This is a genomic window from Anaerobiospirillum sp. NML120448 (assembly GCF_023050945.1).
Lineage (GTDB): Bacteria > Pseudomonadota > Gammaproteobacteria > Enterobacterales > Succinivibrionaceae > Anaerobiospirillum.
The window spans coordinates 1-18,444 of sequence record NZ_JALKIM010000074.1 but is presented as its reverse complement, the minus strand read 5'-3'; the positions used below and the strand labels follow the sequence as shown (position 1 = coordinate 18,444).

Annotated in this window: 10 protein-coding genes; 3 read left to right on the top strand and 7 right to left on the bottom strand. The window is 39.4% G+C overall.

Features of this window, described 5'->3' with window-relative positions:
• Window positions 1-188: 188 nt before the first annotated feature.
• Window positions 189-833 (bottom strand): hypothetical protein, encoded by a 645-nt coding sequence (locus MXE38_RS10250; protein WP_246914462.1) that lies wholly within the window; start codon window positions 831-833, stop codon window positions 189-191.
• A gap of 461 nt (window positions 834-1,294) precedes the next feature.
• Window positions 1,295-2,974 (bottom strand): hypothetical protein, encoded by a 1,680-nt coding sequence (locus MXE38_RS10245; protein ID WP_246914461.1) that lies wholly within the window; start codon window positions 2,972-2,974, stop codon window positions 1,295-1,297.
• A 670-nt stretch (window positions 2,975-3,644) separates the two neighbouring features.
• Between MXE38_RS10245 and MXE38_RS10240 the strand changes: the two genes are divergently transcribed.
• A complete protein-coding gene (locus tag MXE38_RS10240; protein ID WP_246914460.1) occupies window positions 3,645-4,484 on the top strand; it encodes an undecaprenyl-diphosphate phosphatase in 840 nt (279 codons plus the stop codon).
• Between the two features lie 65 nt (window positions 4,485-4,549).
• Here the strand turns inward: MXE38_RS10240 and MXE38_RS10235 are convergent, their stop codons facing one another.
• The 4 genes from MXE38_RS10235 to aspA form a co-directional block, all read right to left on the bottom strand.
• The gene (locus tag MXE38_RS10235) at window positions 4,550-5,833 is read right to left on the bottom strand and encodes a multifunctional CCA addition/repair protein (protein ID WP_246914459.1); all 1,284 of its coding nucleotides are present in this window, start codon (window positions 5,831-5,833) and stop codon (window positions 4,550-4,552) included.
• A gap of 1,023 nt (window positions 5,834-6,856) precedes the next feature.
• Complete coding sequence (nhaB, locus tag MXE38_RS10230; protein WP_246914457.1) at window positions 6,857-8,488, bottom strand: sodium/proton antiporter NhaB; 1,632 nt, start codon at window positions 8,486-8,488, stop codon at window positions 6,857-6,859.
• Window positions 8,489-9,474: 986 nt separating this feature from the next.
• Window positions 9,475-10,872 carry an anaerobic C4-dicarboxylate transporter gene (locus MXE38_RS10225; RefSeq protein ID WP_246914464.1) on the bottom strand — a complete coding sequence of 466 codons (1,398 nt, stop codon included), beginning with the start codon at window positions 10,870-10,872 and terminating at the stop codon, window positions 9,475-9,477.
• 775 nt (window positions 10,873-11,647) lie between these two features.
• Window positions 11,648-13,081 carry an aspartate ammonia-lyase gene (aspA, locus tag MXE38_RS10220; RefSeq protein WP_246914463.1) on the bottom strand — a complete coding sequence of 478 codons (1,434 nt, stop codon included), beginning with the start codon at window positions 13,079-13,081 and terminating at the stop codon, window positions 11,648-11,650.
• 1,490 nt (window positions 13,082-14,571) lie between these two features.
• Between aspA and dsbB the strand changes: the two genes are divergently transcribed.
• Together dsbB and MXE38_RS10210 are read left to right on the top strand one after the other, a co-directional pair.
• A complete protein-coding gene (dsbB, locus tag MXE38_RS10215; protein WP_246914455.1) occupies window positions 14,572-15,117 on the top strand; it encodes a disulfide bond formation protein DsbB in 546 nt (181 codons plus the stop codon).
• A gap of 516 nt (window positions 15,118-15,633) precedes the next feature.
• Window positions 15,634-16,899, top strand: coding sequence for an HRDC domain-containing protein (locus tag MXE38_RS10210; protein ID WP_246914453.1), 1,266 nt, complete (start codon window positions 15,634-15,636; stop codon window positions 16,897-16,899).
• 352 nt (window positions 16,900-17,251) lie between these two features.
• Here MXE38_RS10210 and MXE38_RS10205 read toward each other — a convergent pair whose 3' ends face one another.
• Window positions 17,252-18,247, bottom strand: coding sequence for an aldo/keto reductase (locus tag MXE38_RS10205; protein ID WP_246914451.1), 996 nt, complete (start codon window positions 18,245-18,247; stop codon window positions 17,252-17,254).
• Window positions 18,248-18,444 lie beyond the last annotated feature (197 nt).

The window sequence follows — 18,444 nt, the reverse complement described above, 5'->3', positions numbered from 1 at the left end:
AGTGCTGAAGCTTCCTATAAACTACTTGGACATACCTGCACATAAGAGTACCACATGCTAATGGATAGCTACAAGGTACCCAAAACATCATATAATGATACCCCACATTTTTTTGCGGGGATGTAGGATTTATACATAACCTGATCTATAACAAAATGAATGTTACTGCGTAACGTAAAAAGCGTGACTCAAATCAATAGAGATAAAAATCTCGTACAATTGTCAATTAAAGAGCTAGCTTTATCATATTGATCTTCACTAATGTCAGGGGCAAGATTTTGTAAAATTTCTTTTTCTACGCTAACAAATTCAGCCCAAAATTTCTTTACTCGATCGGCAAATGGCTCTTTAATTTCAGGAAAAGATAGCTTATCTCTAACAGCATCAAGATGCTCCTTGATAAGCTCTACTAACCCACTATCCTCTGGCGAAAATTTGGCTTCCGAGCTTATTGTTAATGCATTTTGAAAATAAAAATAAGCAAGCTGATATACCCCTTTTTCCTCAAACATCAACCCATAATAGAAGGTATATCTAACATCATGCTGAAACTCATTTGCTAAGCCCTCAAATACCATAAAACCTTTGTAAATTAAAGTGTCCCTTAAGCTTACAGGAGTACCATCGGGCATATAGATCTCAGATCCATCCTCGCCTCTACCAACGGTGGTATCCTTAGGATCTATACTTAAGGCGGTATGGAAATTGGCTATAGCGTACTCTAATAAGCTCTGCGCCGTCATGTCCTGTTCAGGATTCTGCTCAAAAAGCTCAATTACCTGGGCAAATTTTCCTTGCCTATTCCAACGCTCAAACTTTTTCCCTAACTCCATATTACTTCTACCTTGATGAAAGCTACTTATCCTGGTCTTTGAGTGTAATCACCTACTTTGTAGCGACCATTTTTAGTGATCTCTAGATTTCAAGGCTCAGCTATTTACTTCCCAGTGCATAAAATGACAGCCACTGTTTGACTAAAGCTCAACTTAAGGATTACCTAGCAAGCCGTACCAAGAACAAAGAACCCAGAACCAAGAACATGTTGTTTGTTTGTTAAATCGATAGGTCTATTGTAATTTGTTGTATGAACTAGAAATGTTGTCTATGTCTTACTATTAATATATTTGTTCTTACTGCTATGACACATTGCTCGGCTCAAGCCTTAGGCTAAGGCTTAGCTTGAGCTCAGCTTAAGCTCAGCTTGAGCTTCGCTTTAGCTGCTACTTTGTATCGACCAGCCTTACTTGCATGAATAATAAAGCCCAGCCTAAAGTGCTTAAGCTGGGCTTTTTAGTTAAAATTTAGAGGAAAAACCAGGTTTTTCTAATGCTTTAATAGTAATGAACCTGGTGTCAGGTCGCATTACCCTAACTGCAATCCATGGATCTTTTTCCTGCTGGAAATACTTATTAAGAGCTTCCATAGTAGCTCTAAAATCAAAAGACAAAACATTAAGGTAAACAAACTGGGTTCCCAATGCTGAGCCTATAGTTTGGTTTTGGTACGGCAAAGTGCCCTGTAAAGCTCCCAAAATACGATTGTGAAGCCATTGCAATAATGCATCGGTAGGCACATTACTATCAAAGCTTGCTCTTAGAAAACAGATCTCAAAAGGCACACAACCCTCAATTACCATCTCATCGCTAAGCTTATAGTAGTCGTTAAGAAACTCTGCTGTTAAGTCAGGCATTAAAGTTAATGCAAACTCAATATCCCTAAGATCAGGTTCTTGAACCTCAGCACAATACTCTTTTGAATTATAAGGGGTAGTACAAGCAACCCAGTGTTGCTTTACATCTTGTATCTCCTCTAAGCCATACATCTGTAATACCTTAAAGTCGGCTAAGTCTTTGAACAGCATATCCTCTACGATTAATTCAACATTAGCCTCTGTATTTTGCAGTACGTTGCTTTCTTCTACTGACTTTAAGAGCCTAAAATCCATTACGTAGGTGCAGTAATTGAGCTCACCAATGACGCTCAGACAATAATCTCTAAGAGTCTTAATTGCTTGTTCATACTGCTCATGAGTTAATGTCGGTGATTGCAAATAATCAGCTAGCTTTTCACAATACACCCCTAATATGAGCATGTTTGAGGAGATCTTTTGTTGTTTAGCCACCCATACCCTAAGATCATTGCTATTAAAAGAAATACCCTCTAAACATCCTACCTTGTCATAGTCAGGCACAAAACCAATGCTAAAGCGCCATTTAGGCAGACTATCAACGGGCATGATATTAACTAAATAATGAAGTGCAAAAACTCTATATTCTTTGTCGTCCATGGACAAATGAACAGTAAAAATACCATCAAGCTCATCGATCTGATATTTAACAGCAAAACCTAAAGCTTCCAAACACTGATCCATAAGCTTATAAGCTAATTCATGCTGTTCTTGAGAGGCACTATTAGCTAAATTAATCCTAAGGTCGGTCTCTTTAGCTACAAATTCTGACCAAAATTGTTGCACCTTTTGCGCCATGGTAGGCTGAGGATCAGGATAGGTAATAGCTGTGGTCATAATCTCATAGCGCTCAGCAATGTTCTTCTTAATCTTTTCCTCAGCTGTTGTGAGCGGCTTATCCTTAAACATCATCATTGCTTTTTGATAAACAATAAAAGCCATGCTGTATTTTTTCTGAACGTCTAGAGTCATGCCAAAGAATTGGTGAAAGCGAATGTCTTCTTTAAACATTAAGCAGTTCTCTAAAAAGAGATTCTCAGCAGAGTTAATGAAAACATCAAAGCCCTCTAAAGGTTTACCTTTTTTATCGCAAACTAATGAGCCATCATCATTTTTAAAATAAACTTGATGATTTTTAAAGGCCATGGCTTTAAAAAAATAGGCAATACCTAATTCAACTTGAATGTGCGGAGTGCGCTCCTCCTTAGACAAGGCCTGTACAGTATCAATTACCTGCTCGTATTTGCCTTCAAAATTCAAATTGATAAGCTGCTGTACTAAGTCCATAGGTGTCTCCTAAAACAAAAACATATAAGAGTAATTGGAGTGGCCCATCATAAGGATCTATGCCCTATAGTCTGGCTCTATCGTGGTTCAACCTTCGATTAAAGAAGCTCTTATTAAAGCAAACCCATCCTTATTTGATTGATCTTCTTTGCTTTAGACAGTAGGTTAGCCCTTAAGGCGTATCTTTTAGTATTCTAATTTACCTTTAGTCTAAAAAATGTTATCTATATCTGATTCTTGCAACAAGTAATACCCTCACTCCCCCTATCACTTATGCGCTCACGCCCCTCCTGCTCCCACGCTTGCGCTAGCCCCTACGCCAGCCCCTGAGCAGGCATGTTTGCATGCTCCTGTGTTGACTATCTTGCTATCCACCTGCGTTGGCTTGCACACTTATGCCTGTGCTTGCGCCAGCGCTAGCGCCAGTTCCTGCGATAGCGCCTGCGAGGTATCGATGCCTTGGACTGTGATGGGGCTATGACCTTAATAGTGGGGATAATATTGTTGCTTTGCTAAGCTTGAACTAAGGTTGGTATGATATGTTGTAAGGTTGGCTTGGCTAATAGTTTTGTTTTTTGGGGCAAAAAACTGTATTGCTTTTGTTCCATGGTATTATTGTTGGCCTTACAAAGACAATCTTTTCACTGATGCTAAGAAAAGGATGAGATAAGTGCCTATTACTCATATTGTTGTCCTTGCCCTATTGCAAGGCTTAACTGAATTTTTGCCTGTATCCTCTAGTGCTCACTTAATTTTCCCAAGCCAATTACTAGGTTGGGAAGACCAAGGCTTAGCTTTTGACGTAGCCGTGCATCTTGGAACTTTACTAGCAGTCATCATTTACTACATGTCTGATCTGGTACAAATTGGCACTCATACCATTGAATCTGCTATTAAGCGCAAGCAAACACCTTTAAGCCGTATTGGTTGGTTCATTATTATTGCTACTATTCCAGCTGCGGTTGCTGGTCTGTTGTTAGAGCCATATATTGCTACTGTAGCCCGCTCTATTCATGTTATTGCCTATACCACTATTGGCTTTGGTATCTTACTTGGTATTGCCTCTTATATTAATCGCAAGATTAATTGGTCTACCATTGTTAATATCCAAGGTCGCCGCTCTGATAGCTTACGTGGTATGACTATTCACCAAGCCATTATTATTGGTTTTGCTCAGGCCTTAGCTTTAGTTCCAGGCACCTCACGTTCAGGTATTACTTTAACCGCTGGCCTATTCTTAGGTATGCGCCCAGAGGCTGCTGCTCGCTTTAGCTTCTTGCTCTCCATCCCAATCATCTTAGCTTCTGCTTTATTAGAGGGTATAAAGCTCTTTAACAATGAAACTATTGGTGCTAATCCAATTGAAATGCTCATTGGCGGTGTCATTTCTTTTGTAACCAGCATTATCGTAATTTCACTATTTATGCGTTATATCTCCAAGTCTGGCATGGCCGTCTTTGTGGTGTACCGTGTACTCTTAGGTGTAGCGCTACTTTACTTCTTTTCTTAGTAATTAAGCATCACCTATTGCAAAAAAAGTCCCTATCCAATTTTTTGGTATAGGGACTTTTTGTATTATTGCTCTACAGTCTCCGCAGGCGGCTGACTATTAGCGCTATTGTCAATTTCTGTTCTTGGTATAGTTTTTAAGAAAGTATCAATTAACTCGACCCTACGCTCAAACATAGCTTGTTTGATGGCTATACCTTTTAGTCCTTGAGCAACAAACTCTTTAGCTGTTACTGTCTGACAAATAACAAACATTTCATTTAAGTAATCAGCTCGAGGGAAAGGTCGATTTTCAAAGCCTTTACGGCCTAAAAAGTCACACTTACAACATAAAATCCACGGCTTAATGCGCTCAGGTCGTCTCCAAGCATCTAAATGATCTAACAAAGTAACAATGCCACGAGCACCATCTTCATATAAATAATGAATGTAGGTGTGGTAATAAACTACAATCTTGGCAAAATCATGATACTCATTAGGTACTTTAAGGCGCTTACACAATTGCTCTAAAGGCTCTAAACCAGTAACATTGTGATCCTTGTGATGAGGCCATAATTCTTTAGGAGTAAGACCTTTACCTAAGTCATGACAGAGCATGGCAAATCTAGCTACAGGATCTTTGGACTCTAAAGCAATTCTATGTAAAGTCATCATAGTATGCACTAAAGTATCAATTTCTGGATGCCAGCGCTTTGGCCCAGGTACTCCCGAGAGCTTCTCTACCTCAGGCAAAACAACTTGCAAAGCCCCTACATAATGCAAGATCTCAATAAAAACCTCAGGATTATTAGTTTTTAAGGACTTATGTAGTTCTATCCAAACACGCTCAGGAGTAAGAGACTCAAGCTCCCCAGAGCGAGTAATTTCTTTCATCAGATCTAAAGTTTCTGGTGCTACCTTAAAGCCTAAATGATGGAAGCGAGCAGCAAAACGAGCCACTCTTAAGACACGCAAAGGATCTTCTACAAAAGCAGGAGACACATGGCGTAACACCTTATTCTTTAAATCATCTAAACCATGATAAGGGTCAATGAGATTACCATTTTCATCTTGAGCAATGGCATTAATGGTTAAATCACGGCGCAGTAAATCTTCTTCTAAAGTGGTATTTTCATTAAAGGAAAAAGCAAATCCCTTATAGCCATGACCACTTTTACGCTCAGTACGGGCAAGAGCGTATTCTTCTTTAGTTTCAGGATGTAAAAATACAGGAAAATCTTGACCTACTTGTTGGTAGCCTAATGAGAGCATTTGTTCAATAGTTGAACCTACTACCACATAGTCATTATCAGCTCCATCCAGGTTTAAGAGCCTATCACGTACGGCACCACCTACCAAATACACTTGCATTGTGCCATCTCCTAAATATCCCCTATCCTGACTCTATCAAAGAACACCAAAGGCCAAGACTCAGGTTCACACTCACTATACAAATTGCACTTCAAAGTTAGACAATATCATTTCTAGTTAACCTCAACACAGCCAAGATGCCGAAATCTTTATTAGCCTTATAAGCAACCTACATAGGCTTTGCTAGATTTTAATGAAGCTATTCTTGCAAATTTGAGCCTGTATAGTGCTGCTTATGACTTATTAAATTAACAATTAGCTTGTTTTAGACCAGCTAAAAACATCTTTTCTATGAGATTACCAGTGCAATCACACACTTTTATTTTTTAAATCATTATAGCCCACAATTGTGAGCTACGCATTAGTTAAAATCAGCCTAGGCTAACTCTCTTAAGCAAGTGAATTTGTTTATCATTGCTCCACAAAATTTAGCCCACATACGCCCTGCTGTAGCCACAGATGTGGTCTAAGCCAAAGGCTTGTGCCATGGGCTTGTCCTTGACTGTAACGCGTGCCATAGCCATGGCCCAGGGCATAGCCTTAGCATATGTCATAGACATGGGCATGACTACAGTCCTGCACGTGGGCATTGCCTTAGCCTGTTACAGGGGACAGTGACAAGAACCCAGGACAAGGGCCTGGGAAACAGGCCTGGGAAACAGGCCTGGGCTTGTTTTGACCATATTCGCATCTCCACTACGATCCTGCCTACTTTTGTGATTGTGGATTGGAAGTGTTCCTACTAAGGGGTGTGATTTACGTCTGGGAATGAAATGGAATGGAATGGAATGTGGTTGAGATTTGATATTGGGAGAGAAGTGGTTGCTGGCTATAGCTTGGCACGGCTTGGGCAAGCCAAACTTGGTTTAGCTTGGGCCAGCCAAGCTAAGCGTTGGCTTAGCTAAGCTGAGCTAAGCCAACCTTGGGTAGGATGGCTTAGCTTGGCTTGGCTTGGCTTGGAGAAAAAACAGGCTATAGCTTTGGGGGCTATAGCCTGCTTTTTATAAGATAGACGATATCTTATTAGTGGCCCATTACGGCACCAGCAGCAGCGGCAGCGCCTGCAGCTCCTTCTTTAAGAGCAGCGCCCACCTGAGCAGCATGGTGAATGTCACCAGAAATAATTAAACCAGCATCAATCATGACTTGGGTCATGGAAGGTAAAATGAACCAAGTGCCAATTAAACCTACAATAGTTAATACAATAGTGTAAGGTAAGGCCATCCACATCATACGTAAGTAGTTTAAACGAATGAGTGGAGATAAGGCAGAGGTTAATAAGAACAAGAATGCAGCCTGACCATTAGGGGTAGCAACAGAAGGTAAGTTGGTACCAGCGTTAATGGCAATAGCTAAGTGGTCAAATTGCTCACCAGTAATAATGCCGTTTAACATAGCATTGTAAACTTCTTGAATATAGATAGTTGCTACGAACACATTATCAGAAACTGAAGAAAGCACACCATTAGCTAAGTAGAAAATTGGTAACTGTGCCTCAGGAGGAGTAGACAGTACCCAAGTAATTAATGGCTTAAAGAGCTCTTGTTGTGAAATAACAGTAACTACAGTGAAGAATACACATAATAAAGCGCAGAAAGGTAGAGACTCAGTAAAGGACTTACCAATTTCTTCCTCAGAGGTTACACCACAAAAACCAGTAGCTAAAATAATGATAGAAAGACCAATTAAACCTACAGCAGCTAAGTGAAGAGCTAAACCAATTACTAACCAAATGCAGCATAATAATTGGATTACTAAACGAATACGATCACGACGGCTTAAAGTCTCGGAGTTATGGCGGTCTTGCTCTACCAACATTTGATGCACAGACTCTGGCATTTGGATACCAAAACCAAAGAGCTTAGTTTTTTCAAGTACAAAGCAAGTTGCAAAACCAAAAACAACTACAGGCATAGAAACAGGGGCTACACGAATAGCAAACTCTACGAAGTTCCAACCTGCGATATTACCAATAATAATGTTCTGTGGCTCACCAACAATAGTACATACACCACCGATGGCAGTACCAACAGCAGCGTGCATTAAAATTGAGCGTAAGAAAGCACGGAATTGCTCTAAATCAGCCTTATACTCATCTTTTACATATTGGTCATTGGAAAGACGTGCAGTAGCGGCATCACCAGAAATTAAGTCGTGGTAATAACGATATACACCCATAGAGATGGTGATAACTACAGCTAATACAGTTAAAGCGTCTAAGAAGGCTGATAGGAAGGCACCTAAGAAGCAGAAAATCATAGCTAGTGCGGTATGAGAGCGTACTTTTACCATCAACTTAGTAAAGGTAAAGAGCAATACGTCACGCACAAAGTGAATACCTGCCACCATGAACATTAATAATAAGATAACCTCAAGGTTAGCTCCAATTTCATGGCGGACATTTTCCATGTCACATAGGCCAATAAAGGCAGCTTCAATTGCTAAGAAGCCACCTGGAATGAGTGGGTAGCAATTAAGAGCCATAGCCAAGGTGAAAATGAACTCACCTACTAATACCCATCCTGCTAGGACAGGAGAAATCATAGCCAAAATTGGATTGATAATAAGACAACCCAAAATAAAGATTTTATACCAACCTGGGGCAGTACCCATAAAGTTGAGGGCAAAAGCCTTACCATAAGTAATTTGCGGCATAGCATCCACTCATTTTCATAGTATTTAAAGCACCAACACCAACTCTAATCTAAAACCACCACACTAAGGTTTTATTATGATTAAAGCGGTTATTGTGGCGCTATAAATAACATAAATTTAAATATCCACCTTTACATCCACCTGCAAGACTGGCCTTGGAAAGTTTCTTTAAGCTAAGAAATTTTCCAAAGACAACATTACATGGCTGTAAATATCTATACGATATTTTTGATGTATTGTTGGAAACAATCCTAAACTATATAGTTGGTTTGACCTTATGTATAAGGCAGTTGCAAAACCAACGCTATAGCCCTAAACGATGATAGTATATACGTTGTGATAAAATTTTGCAGTATCTTGCAAGGATCCTAGCATACTAAAGCGGGCTAAAATACCTTATAAGTCGGCTTAACCGTGCAAAAACACCCGTATGTTATATCAACAAAAACAATTATATCTAATGGTTTATTTTTGGATGTGACGTGATGCATGTTCTTAAGATTATCACTAGCAGAGATCTTGAGATTTGACTACAAGCTCAAGCTTTTAGTACCTAAATTTTGCTCTATTAGTTATCTAAAAATCCTATTAACAATAGCCCTGCCCATACTCAAGCTAGCTGCCCCCTTACCCCAATCATCCTAATTTTGTGGGTCTTACTTTGATTAAGAGTACCAATTGAACGACTGTGACAGCATAAACACGACTCTAGTTCACAGTAGCCTATCAAGGCTATTTATGGCTAAAAACAAGATAAATTAGCCAAAAAACTACCATTCTAGTAAAGGGTGGTTCCTAATTAAAACTCTTAAGAAAATATATCACCTTCATAAACTAACAAGCCCCTGAGGATTGAACCTAAGGGGCTTGTTAGCTTTTTTTCTGTAAGCTTTAACTAAAGATTGCTAACTCTTTTAAAGAGCCTTGCTCTAGTTGGCTCAAGCAAGGCTAAGTTAATCAATTTAGCTAAAGGAGATCTCTAATGATTAGAGCATTGGGGCAATAACGAAGCCTAAACCTACAGAAATAAAGATACAGAGAATGCAAGGTAGCAACATAGAGTGGTTGAAGATGTACTTACCAATGCGGGTAGAACCAGTATCATCCATTTGTACAGCACCTAATAAGGTAGGATATGTAGGAAGAATGAATAAACCACTAACAGCTGCGAAAGAGGCTACTAAGATGTAAGCTAAGTCTGGGTTAGCGTCAATACCTAAAGCTACAATAACTACAGGGATTAAAGCCTTAGCAGTAGCTGCCTGAGAGTATAACAATGCAGAGATAAAGAATAATACTACAGACAATACACCAGGGTACTCACTAATGATAGCCTTAGAGAACTCTTGAAGCTGCTCGCTATAGCCAGCAACGAAAGTATTACCTAACCATGCTACACCAAGCACACAGATACATGCAGTCATACCAGACTTAAAGGTTGGGGTATCCGCAAGCTCACCTGTGTTAATCTTGCACTTAAGAACAATAAAAGTTGCAATTAAGAGCATGAAAGACATGATAGCGCCGTCACGAGCTAACTTTAAAGGCTCAAGAACAGATAATAAAGCTGCTGAAATTACGCTACCGCCATTATCTACATTAGCCTGTAAGTACTGAGTGAAAGGAACACGAATCACATCAGAGATAAAGGTGGCATAAAGAACAACGAATAATACGCCAGTTAAGAAGATAATTACAGAGCTCTTAGCAGTCTCAGGTAAGGAGGCACGCTCTTTAACACCAACAGGAGCAGTTAAACCAGCCTCTACACGATCACGATAGATTGGATCCTCGCTGAGTTTGCCCTTATTAAAGAAGGTAGACATGATAAAGGCAGCAATCATACAGCCGACATAGGTGGTTAATAACCAAACAATTAATAATGCAGGGTAAGACCAACCATATGGCTCAAGCACGCCAGTCATATAAACTACAGCAGCAGAAACTGGGGAGGCAGTAATAGCAACCTGACCAGAAACAACAGCCATGGATAATGGGCCTGCTGGCTTGATATCCTGCTCTTTAGCTACTTCTACGATAACTGGAATCATAGCAAAAGCAGTATGACCAGTACCTGCTAATACGGTAAGAACGTAAGTAACAGTTGGAGCTAAAAAGTTGATATGCTTTGGATTGTTTCTTAAAATTCTTTCAGCAATACGAACCATGTAGTCAAGACCACCAGCCTTTTGCAGAGCAGTAATAGCTGCAATTACTGACATAATGATCAAGATAACATCAGTAGGAATAGCACCTGCCTTCATTCCTAAGAAGACAGTTAAGACAATCACACCTAAGCCGCCAGTATAGCCAATGGCCATACCGCCCAAGCGAATACCCATAAAGATAACGCCAAAGAGCACCACTAGGCGCAAAATAAGCAATAGATCCATAGTTTCTCCTTAGCTTTCCTTTTTGTAAAAAAGGTCAGCCCAACACACCAACACAAAAGTAAAATAAGCACATTCACTTATGTTTTGGTTGACTTTGAAAGCACTAGGGCTTTGCAAAATCAGCAACAAAGAAATATATAAATAAGCTCATAAGCTAGAGTGATCTCTGATCTCACGATCAACTTAACTCTAACTGACAAGGTCTAACACCAACTATTTAGACCTGCTATTTCTTTAAAGATTGATAACTTTAAAGAAGGGATTGATCCTTGAGCACAGAACAAACCCAAACTGGTAACAGCTTTATGAAACTCAATTGCAATAAGGATTAATGCTCTTTAACTGTAATAAAATAATGATAAATCAACATAGATCCATACTTTTAATAATCTCCCCCTACTCAAATCCTAGCTATGAAGGCAAGAGCGTTTAAACTCTTGCCCTAGCTATTTCTTTGTTGGAATCAAGATCAACATTGCTAATACCATTGAGCTTTAATTAGTGCCCTTGTCCTTACTCGGGCTAATAGTTAAGCTAATTAAGCCTTTTATGGGTAGCTACATTGACGGGTTGATAATAACGGTTATCAGATTTGATATAAGAAAAGATAAGAAAGTAATATTGCATGTATAAAAGCTGCTTGGAACTAACAACTACTTTTAGATCCTAGTTCCAAGAACTTTTGTCAACTAAGGCCCCTAAACTAAGTTAGGAGCCTCAGTGTCAGCACGCTATTGTGTGCTGACTAAGTTTAAGTTAAAGAACATTACTTCTTTGCAAAGTGCTCACGAGACTCAGCAGAAAGTGCTGGGTTTAACATGTTCTTAGGGCTTAAGAGCTCATCTAATTGCTCTTCAGTTAATAAACCACGCTCTAGAGCAATGTCACGTACACGCTTGCCAGTTTTTAAGGACTCCTTAGCAATAGAGGCGCTGTTCTCGTAACCAATGTATGGGTTTAAAGCAGTTACGATACCAATAGAGTTAAGTACGAAGTCTAAGCATACCTTATCGTTAGTAGTAATACCGTCTACGCACTTCTCAGCTAAAGTACGGCAGGCGCGATCTAACATCTTAATGGACTTGAAGATCTCGTATGCAATAGCTGGCTCCATTACGTTGAGCTGTAATTGACCTGCCTCAGCAGCAAAGTTTACAGCAACGTCAGCACCAATTACGTGATAGCAAACTTGGTTTACTACCTCAGGAATAACTGGGTTTACCTTACCTGGCATAATGGATGAACCTGGCTGCATCTTAGGTAAGTTGATCTCATTGAGACCGCAGCGTGGGCCAGAGCCTAATAAACGTAAGTCGTTACAGGTCTTAGAAAGCTTAATTGCCATGCGCTTTAAAGTGCCCATAACGTGAACATAACCAGAGCAGTCTGGGGTAGCAGCGATTAAATCAGGACTGCTGGTGAAAGTATCGCCAGTAATTGCGCTTAAGTGCTTAACAACTACCTTGGAGAAATCAGGGTGAGCGTTAATACCAGTACCAATAGCTGTACCGCCGAGGTTAACCTCTAACATGAGTTTACGGGCTTCCTCAAGACGTACTAAGTCCTCGTCAAGCATAGTTGCAAAAGCGTGGAACTCTTGACCTACGGTCATTGGAACAGCGTCTTGTAACTGGGTACGACCCATCTTGATTACGTCCTTGAACTCTTCTGCCTTCTTAGCAAAGGAGTCACGTAATACCTTAATTGCCTCAAAGAGCTCACCTACGTAGTCGTAGATAGCAATCTTAATAGCAGTTGGATAAGAGTCGTTAGTGGACTGTGATAAGTTTACGTGGTCATTTGGGTGTAAATACTTGTACTCGCCCTTGTTATGACCCATTAAAGTTAAGCCAATGTTAGCAATAACTTCGTTGGAGTTCATATTAGTAGAAGTACCAGCGCCACCCTGGAGCATATCAACTACGAATTGATCGTTGTACTTGCCAGTTAAGATCTCATCACAAGCCTTGCAAATAAAGTCGCACTTTTCTTTATCGAGGAGGCTTAACTCGCAGTTGGTTAAGGCACAAGCCTTCTTAACCTTAGCATAACCATAAATAAAGGCTGGATAATCCTTTAAATGCTCACCAGTGATATCGAAGTTCTGCTTTGCGCGGAAAGTCTGCACACCGTAAAAAACATCATCAGCAATCTCTAACTCACCAATGAAATCGTGCTCGATACGCATTGAAACCTCCAAATAAACAATCTCAGTAAACAAAAAAACACATAGTTAGCAGCTATCTTTCTATATTTTCTGTTAGTTGCTTGAGCGATGATTTTTGAGCTGCACTTGTAAACCATTTTGATTAATGAACAGACTTGCAGCGTAAACATTCGTCCAGTTACTAATAGCCAAACCTTATTTGTAGCTACTTAACCCAACAAAGAAATTAATAAACGTTAAGCTACCTACAAACAAATAGACGCTTGATTGATAGACACAAATAGAAGCTATGTGACGGCCACCTGAAGCAAAGTTTTCTTTTTCGAAAACAAATTAAGCCTTAATCACGCTCAGGGGTTGTCTTTTAAAAAACTTGCAAAGTCCTAGAAAACTCTAGGGAAAGATTAAACACATAAAAACCGCTAGTTTGATACTTAGGTAGCCTTTAATGTGCACAAATACACTTGTTAGTTGTTTCATAAGATGGCAATCAAAAAAAATTTAGCCATCACAAATTTCACTCAACAAGTGATAAGTACATGTTAATCACTTGCTTGGTGCATTTTGCCAAAATTGAGCAAAATTGTGAAATAAAGCCTATTACAGCGCCTCTTTTTGTGAAAAAACTCACAATTCAAAGGCAAAACTACCCTGAATTTCAAAAACAACTTGCATAAATAACAAATATATGCATGTCACTTTTTACCTAGATAACCACCCTAGCCAAACAGCATAAACATAGGGTTTGATTACTTTTGGTGCATAACTTCTAAATTCACATAAATCAACAAGTTTGCCCCTTAACATCAGACCCAAGGTGTACTAGCTACATCCCCCTACCGTTATACGCTTGCTCATAACCCTCAAGAATCAAGATAAATAAATGATTGTTGCCTTATTACAAACGATTGCGAAACTTTTAAAATTACACTCAAATTTTAAAAAACAAGCTCACTTTTAGACTTGCAAAAAAATAGCAAAAAGCCCCAAAAGTTACCAAAATTTATGCACACAAATAGTGCAACAGCTTTTTAAACACATTGAATAGGCTAAATCGTATTTCTAAACAAGTATATGCACGTTTTCTTTAAATTTGCTTTTTTACCATCTAATTTTACTAACCGTGCACTGTGCGTGCCTTTTTCACTCCATAATACCAGATAAATATAAGCTTTTATCACAAATATAAGCGTGCTTTTTTATAAAATTCCACCCCATTGGAATAGTTTCACCTTAATAATCAGCTCCCCCAGTGCACGTAAAATTAAAACATGCTACCTATTTTCACTTTTATGTAGAGGGGATAAAAAATTTTGCTCTCTACAAAAAATTCTCTCTACTCCAAAATGCAAGATATATTGATATTTATTTGATTATTTTTCCTTAAATTTTTTGCCTTGATCTTATTATTGGTTTTCCGTCTTGCTAAGCTCTTTTAATTGTTTGCAAATTAAAGTAAATTAGCATTAGGCTTTGAGCCTAATACTTTTATTTTTGCTTGTTTATTTTAGGACTTAGCAGCTATGAGATTTTTCCTTCTCATTCAATCTCTGGCGCGACATCGTTTTGCGTGGATAATGTTGCTCTTATTGGGTATCGTTTTGGAAAGCTGTGGCTTATATTTCCAATATTCATTGCGCTTACCACCTTGTGTAAACTGCGTCTATGAACGTGCTTTTTATCTGTCCTTTATAGTTGCAGGTCTCATAGGTTTTCTCTGGCCAAGCAATTTCTTATTTAGAAACTTAGCCAACTTTACCTTTATGGCAGGCTCAGCAGGCGGTCTGTTGGTCGCATTTGATCATATGACCTCTGTTTATCAAACAGGCTTTGGCGCTTCTTGCAAATTAAAAGCATCTTTTCCATCCTTTATGCCTCTTGATGAGTGGCTCCCATGGATGTTCTCCCCAACCGCATCCTGCGCCCCATTAGACTGGTCATTATTAGGCTTTACTATGCCAGAGTGGATCTTAGCCTCATTTGCTACAGGTCTTACTGTATCCATACTATTTTTCATTAGCGAATTTTTCAAAAGAAAGCGTAACGACTATCTCAACTACTATCGCTAACTAAAAAAACAAACCTACTACCAACCAAACCCAACCCAACCCAACCCAACCAAGGCTCTGAAACCACCGCACCACCCCCTGACATCAGAGCCTTGTAAACCCCAGTCCTTCCCCATACCCATACACTTACCAAGCCACATAGGGATAAACACACCTTAACCTCAAAAAATCCTTATGACAGCAAATTTGCTGTTGTACTGACACCAATCTATATATGGAAGTTCTAAGCTCGTAATTATGAGCTAACTGTAGGTTTAGGCACTTTCATAATAAAGTGGAGCTACCAAAGTTGCGCCCTACTCTTACTGATATTGTTTTTGATAAATATAGATATATATCTTATTTGAGAAAAAATTTTTCTAGCTTTTATCTGGTAGTCTTTATGTATGGATCGCGATTTTTAGTTTGCTATGCTAACATGATAGCCTATGCGAGCTTTGTTAATTCGCTAGGGTGTGGTTTCGATGGAATTACGAAATTGCAATTACTTTAAGCTTTTTGTAATTGGATACATATATGAACGGGGATGTCGATTACGTATTTATAGACACCGCTAGCCAAGTTCTAGAGGTGTGCCATATCATTGATTCGTTAACAGCTGACGATATCATTGGCCTTGACACCGAGTTCATGAGAGTTACCTGCTACTACCCAGATTTCTCATTAATGCAGCTTGCTATTAAAGGCAAAAACTATCTTATTGATGTATGGATGCTAGAGGGTAAGGTTCAACCACTAATTGAATCTTTATGCCATACCGAGGCTATTGTTCTAGCCTTTGCTTGTAACGAAGATATTGAGCTCTTATCCCATGAGGCTCGTCGTATTAATTGCGATACTATCTTGCCAAAGCGTATTTATGACCTGCAATTAATGTTAGCTTTTTGCGGTCACAGTTATGGCCGTGGTTTAAACTTTGCCCTGCAAGAGTTTCTTGGTATTACCCTAGCTAAAGACTGCACTAGATCCAATTGGACTAATAGACCTTTATCCAATGAGCAATTAAATTATTCTGCTTTAGATGTAGAGTATTTAGAGCCTTTATACTTCAAGATAAAAGAAGTAATTAGTGAGCGTAATTTCAATTTCTTTATTGAGGAAATGGAATACATTCGCTCTCGCTATGTGGAAGACATTAATGAGAATGATGCTTATTTATCTATTCCAGCATCAGGCATGCTCAATGAAAAAGAACTAAATGTTTTACAGTACTTGGCAAGAGAGCGCCTAGAGTTAGCACGTAGTGAAAACCAAGCATTGAATAGAGTTATTACCTCCAAATCAATGTGGCAATTAGCACGTTTCTTACCTCGCTCCAAGCGTGAACTTGAGCATAGAGGCGTTAAGCATGGCACTATAAGACAATATGGCGATCTTATAGTTAAGTGGATTGCCCAGGCTAAAACAGCTCCTATTTATCCAAACCTTACTATTCCATATGACTATTTCTCACACCAAAGAGCCATGCAAGAGAACTTTGAGTGTTTGAAAAAAGCTATTAGTAAGGGTTTAGAAAATAGCAATATTTGTCCTCAAGTATTGCTCAAGAAACAATTATTGAATGACTATTTCCGTGCTAAAGCACTAGGCCAGACTCCATTGTTACAACAATCCTGGCGCTTAGAGCTCTTAGGCAAAATTGATATTCCTTTAGAGCCTATGCACCCTAATGATAATGAGCCTGTGCCAGACATGCCATCACCATATTTTGTTTCTAACTTTTTAAAGCTCAATCAACTAGGCGTAGTTGATGATAGCGAGGACGAATCACCTAACAGCTAAAGAGCTTCAAAGAAATCTTTAAAGGCCTGTATTCAGGCCTTTACTATTTCAAGCCCACCCAAAACACCCCAGCCCCATGCTCAGGCCAATGGCCAGGCCCTAGGCCTTGACCCAGCTCATGCCCCTGCTCTTTGCAGTGTTAATTTAACTGCTCCACAGCATGCGTCATATGCAATGCGCAATGCGCAATGCGTCATGCGTAGTGCGCCAACTCTCAATGCTCAGCTAACTCTAGCTTTACTTATGCATATGACAAGGCCCGTGGCCATTGCTAAAAGCTAATGGCCACAGGCCTATAAGACAGCACCAGACATTTAGGCTGGGCTGGTGCCATTTTTGATGCCTTGGAGGGCTAAATTAAGCCTGCGCAGGCCTCATCAATGGCTTGTAACTCTTCGGCAGTGAAAGAGGTGTTAGCAAGAGCCTTTAGATTATCGTCGATCTGACTTACTTTAGAGACACCTACTAATACTGAGGCTACAGCACCATCACGCAATACCCAAGCAAGAGCCATTTGAGCTAAGCTTTGGCCACGCTCCTTTGCAATTTGATTGAGCTTAACAATGCTTGCGTGATACTTCTTAACATCCTCTTCTGTTAAGAAACGACCATCGTGCTTAACACGGCTATCAGCATCAATGCCATTTAAATAGCGATCACTTAATAAGCCTTGAGCTAAAGGTGAGAAAGAAATAATGCCTTTTTTAAGCTCTTGAGCCTTGTCTTTAAGACCATTACGCTCAATGGTGCGATCATAAATTGAATAGCGGTTTTGGTTAATCACAAAAGGAGTATGAGTCTCTCTTAAAATCTCAGTTGCTCTTTGTAAGGTTGGGCCATCATAATTTGATAAGCCAACATACAAAGCCTTACCCTGTTGTACAGCAGAGGCTAAAGCACCCATAGTTTCTTCAAGATCAGTCTCTTCATCCATACGGTGAGAGTAGAAGATATCAACATACTCTAAACCCATACGCTTAAGGCTTTGGTCTAAAGAGGCTAATAAGTACTTTCTAGATCCAAAATCACCATATGGGCCATCCCACATGGTAAAGCCAGCCTTGGTAGAGATAATGAGCTCATCACGGTATGGACGTAAATAGTGCTTCATAATGAGACCAAAATTAGTCTCAGCAGCACCAGGCTCTGGGCCATAGTTATTGGCCAAATCAAAGTGAGTAATACCCTGATCAAAGCAATGGCATAAGATCTTAATCATGTCCTCTTGGCTATTTAAATAGCCAAAATTATGCCAAAGACCCATACTTACAGCAGGTAACTTTAAACCTGAATTGCCAAGACGATTGTAGACCATGTTGTCGTAGCGAGATGTATCAGCTAAATACATATTAACTCCTAAGTAAAATACAACTACAGCACGCTAATAGTAGTGAAAAACCAACTATTTTGCACCTAATTTAGAAATTCCGAGATTTTAATACGTATATGGCATATCAAAAATACCACGGCAACCGCAGGCAATGGCAATTTCTCGTTGCTTTTCAACCACCTCTCTGGTTATTAGAGCGCCATTAGACTTGCGTC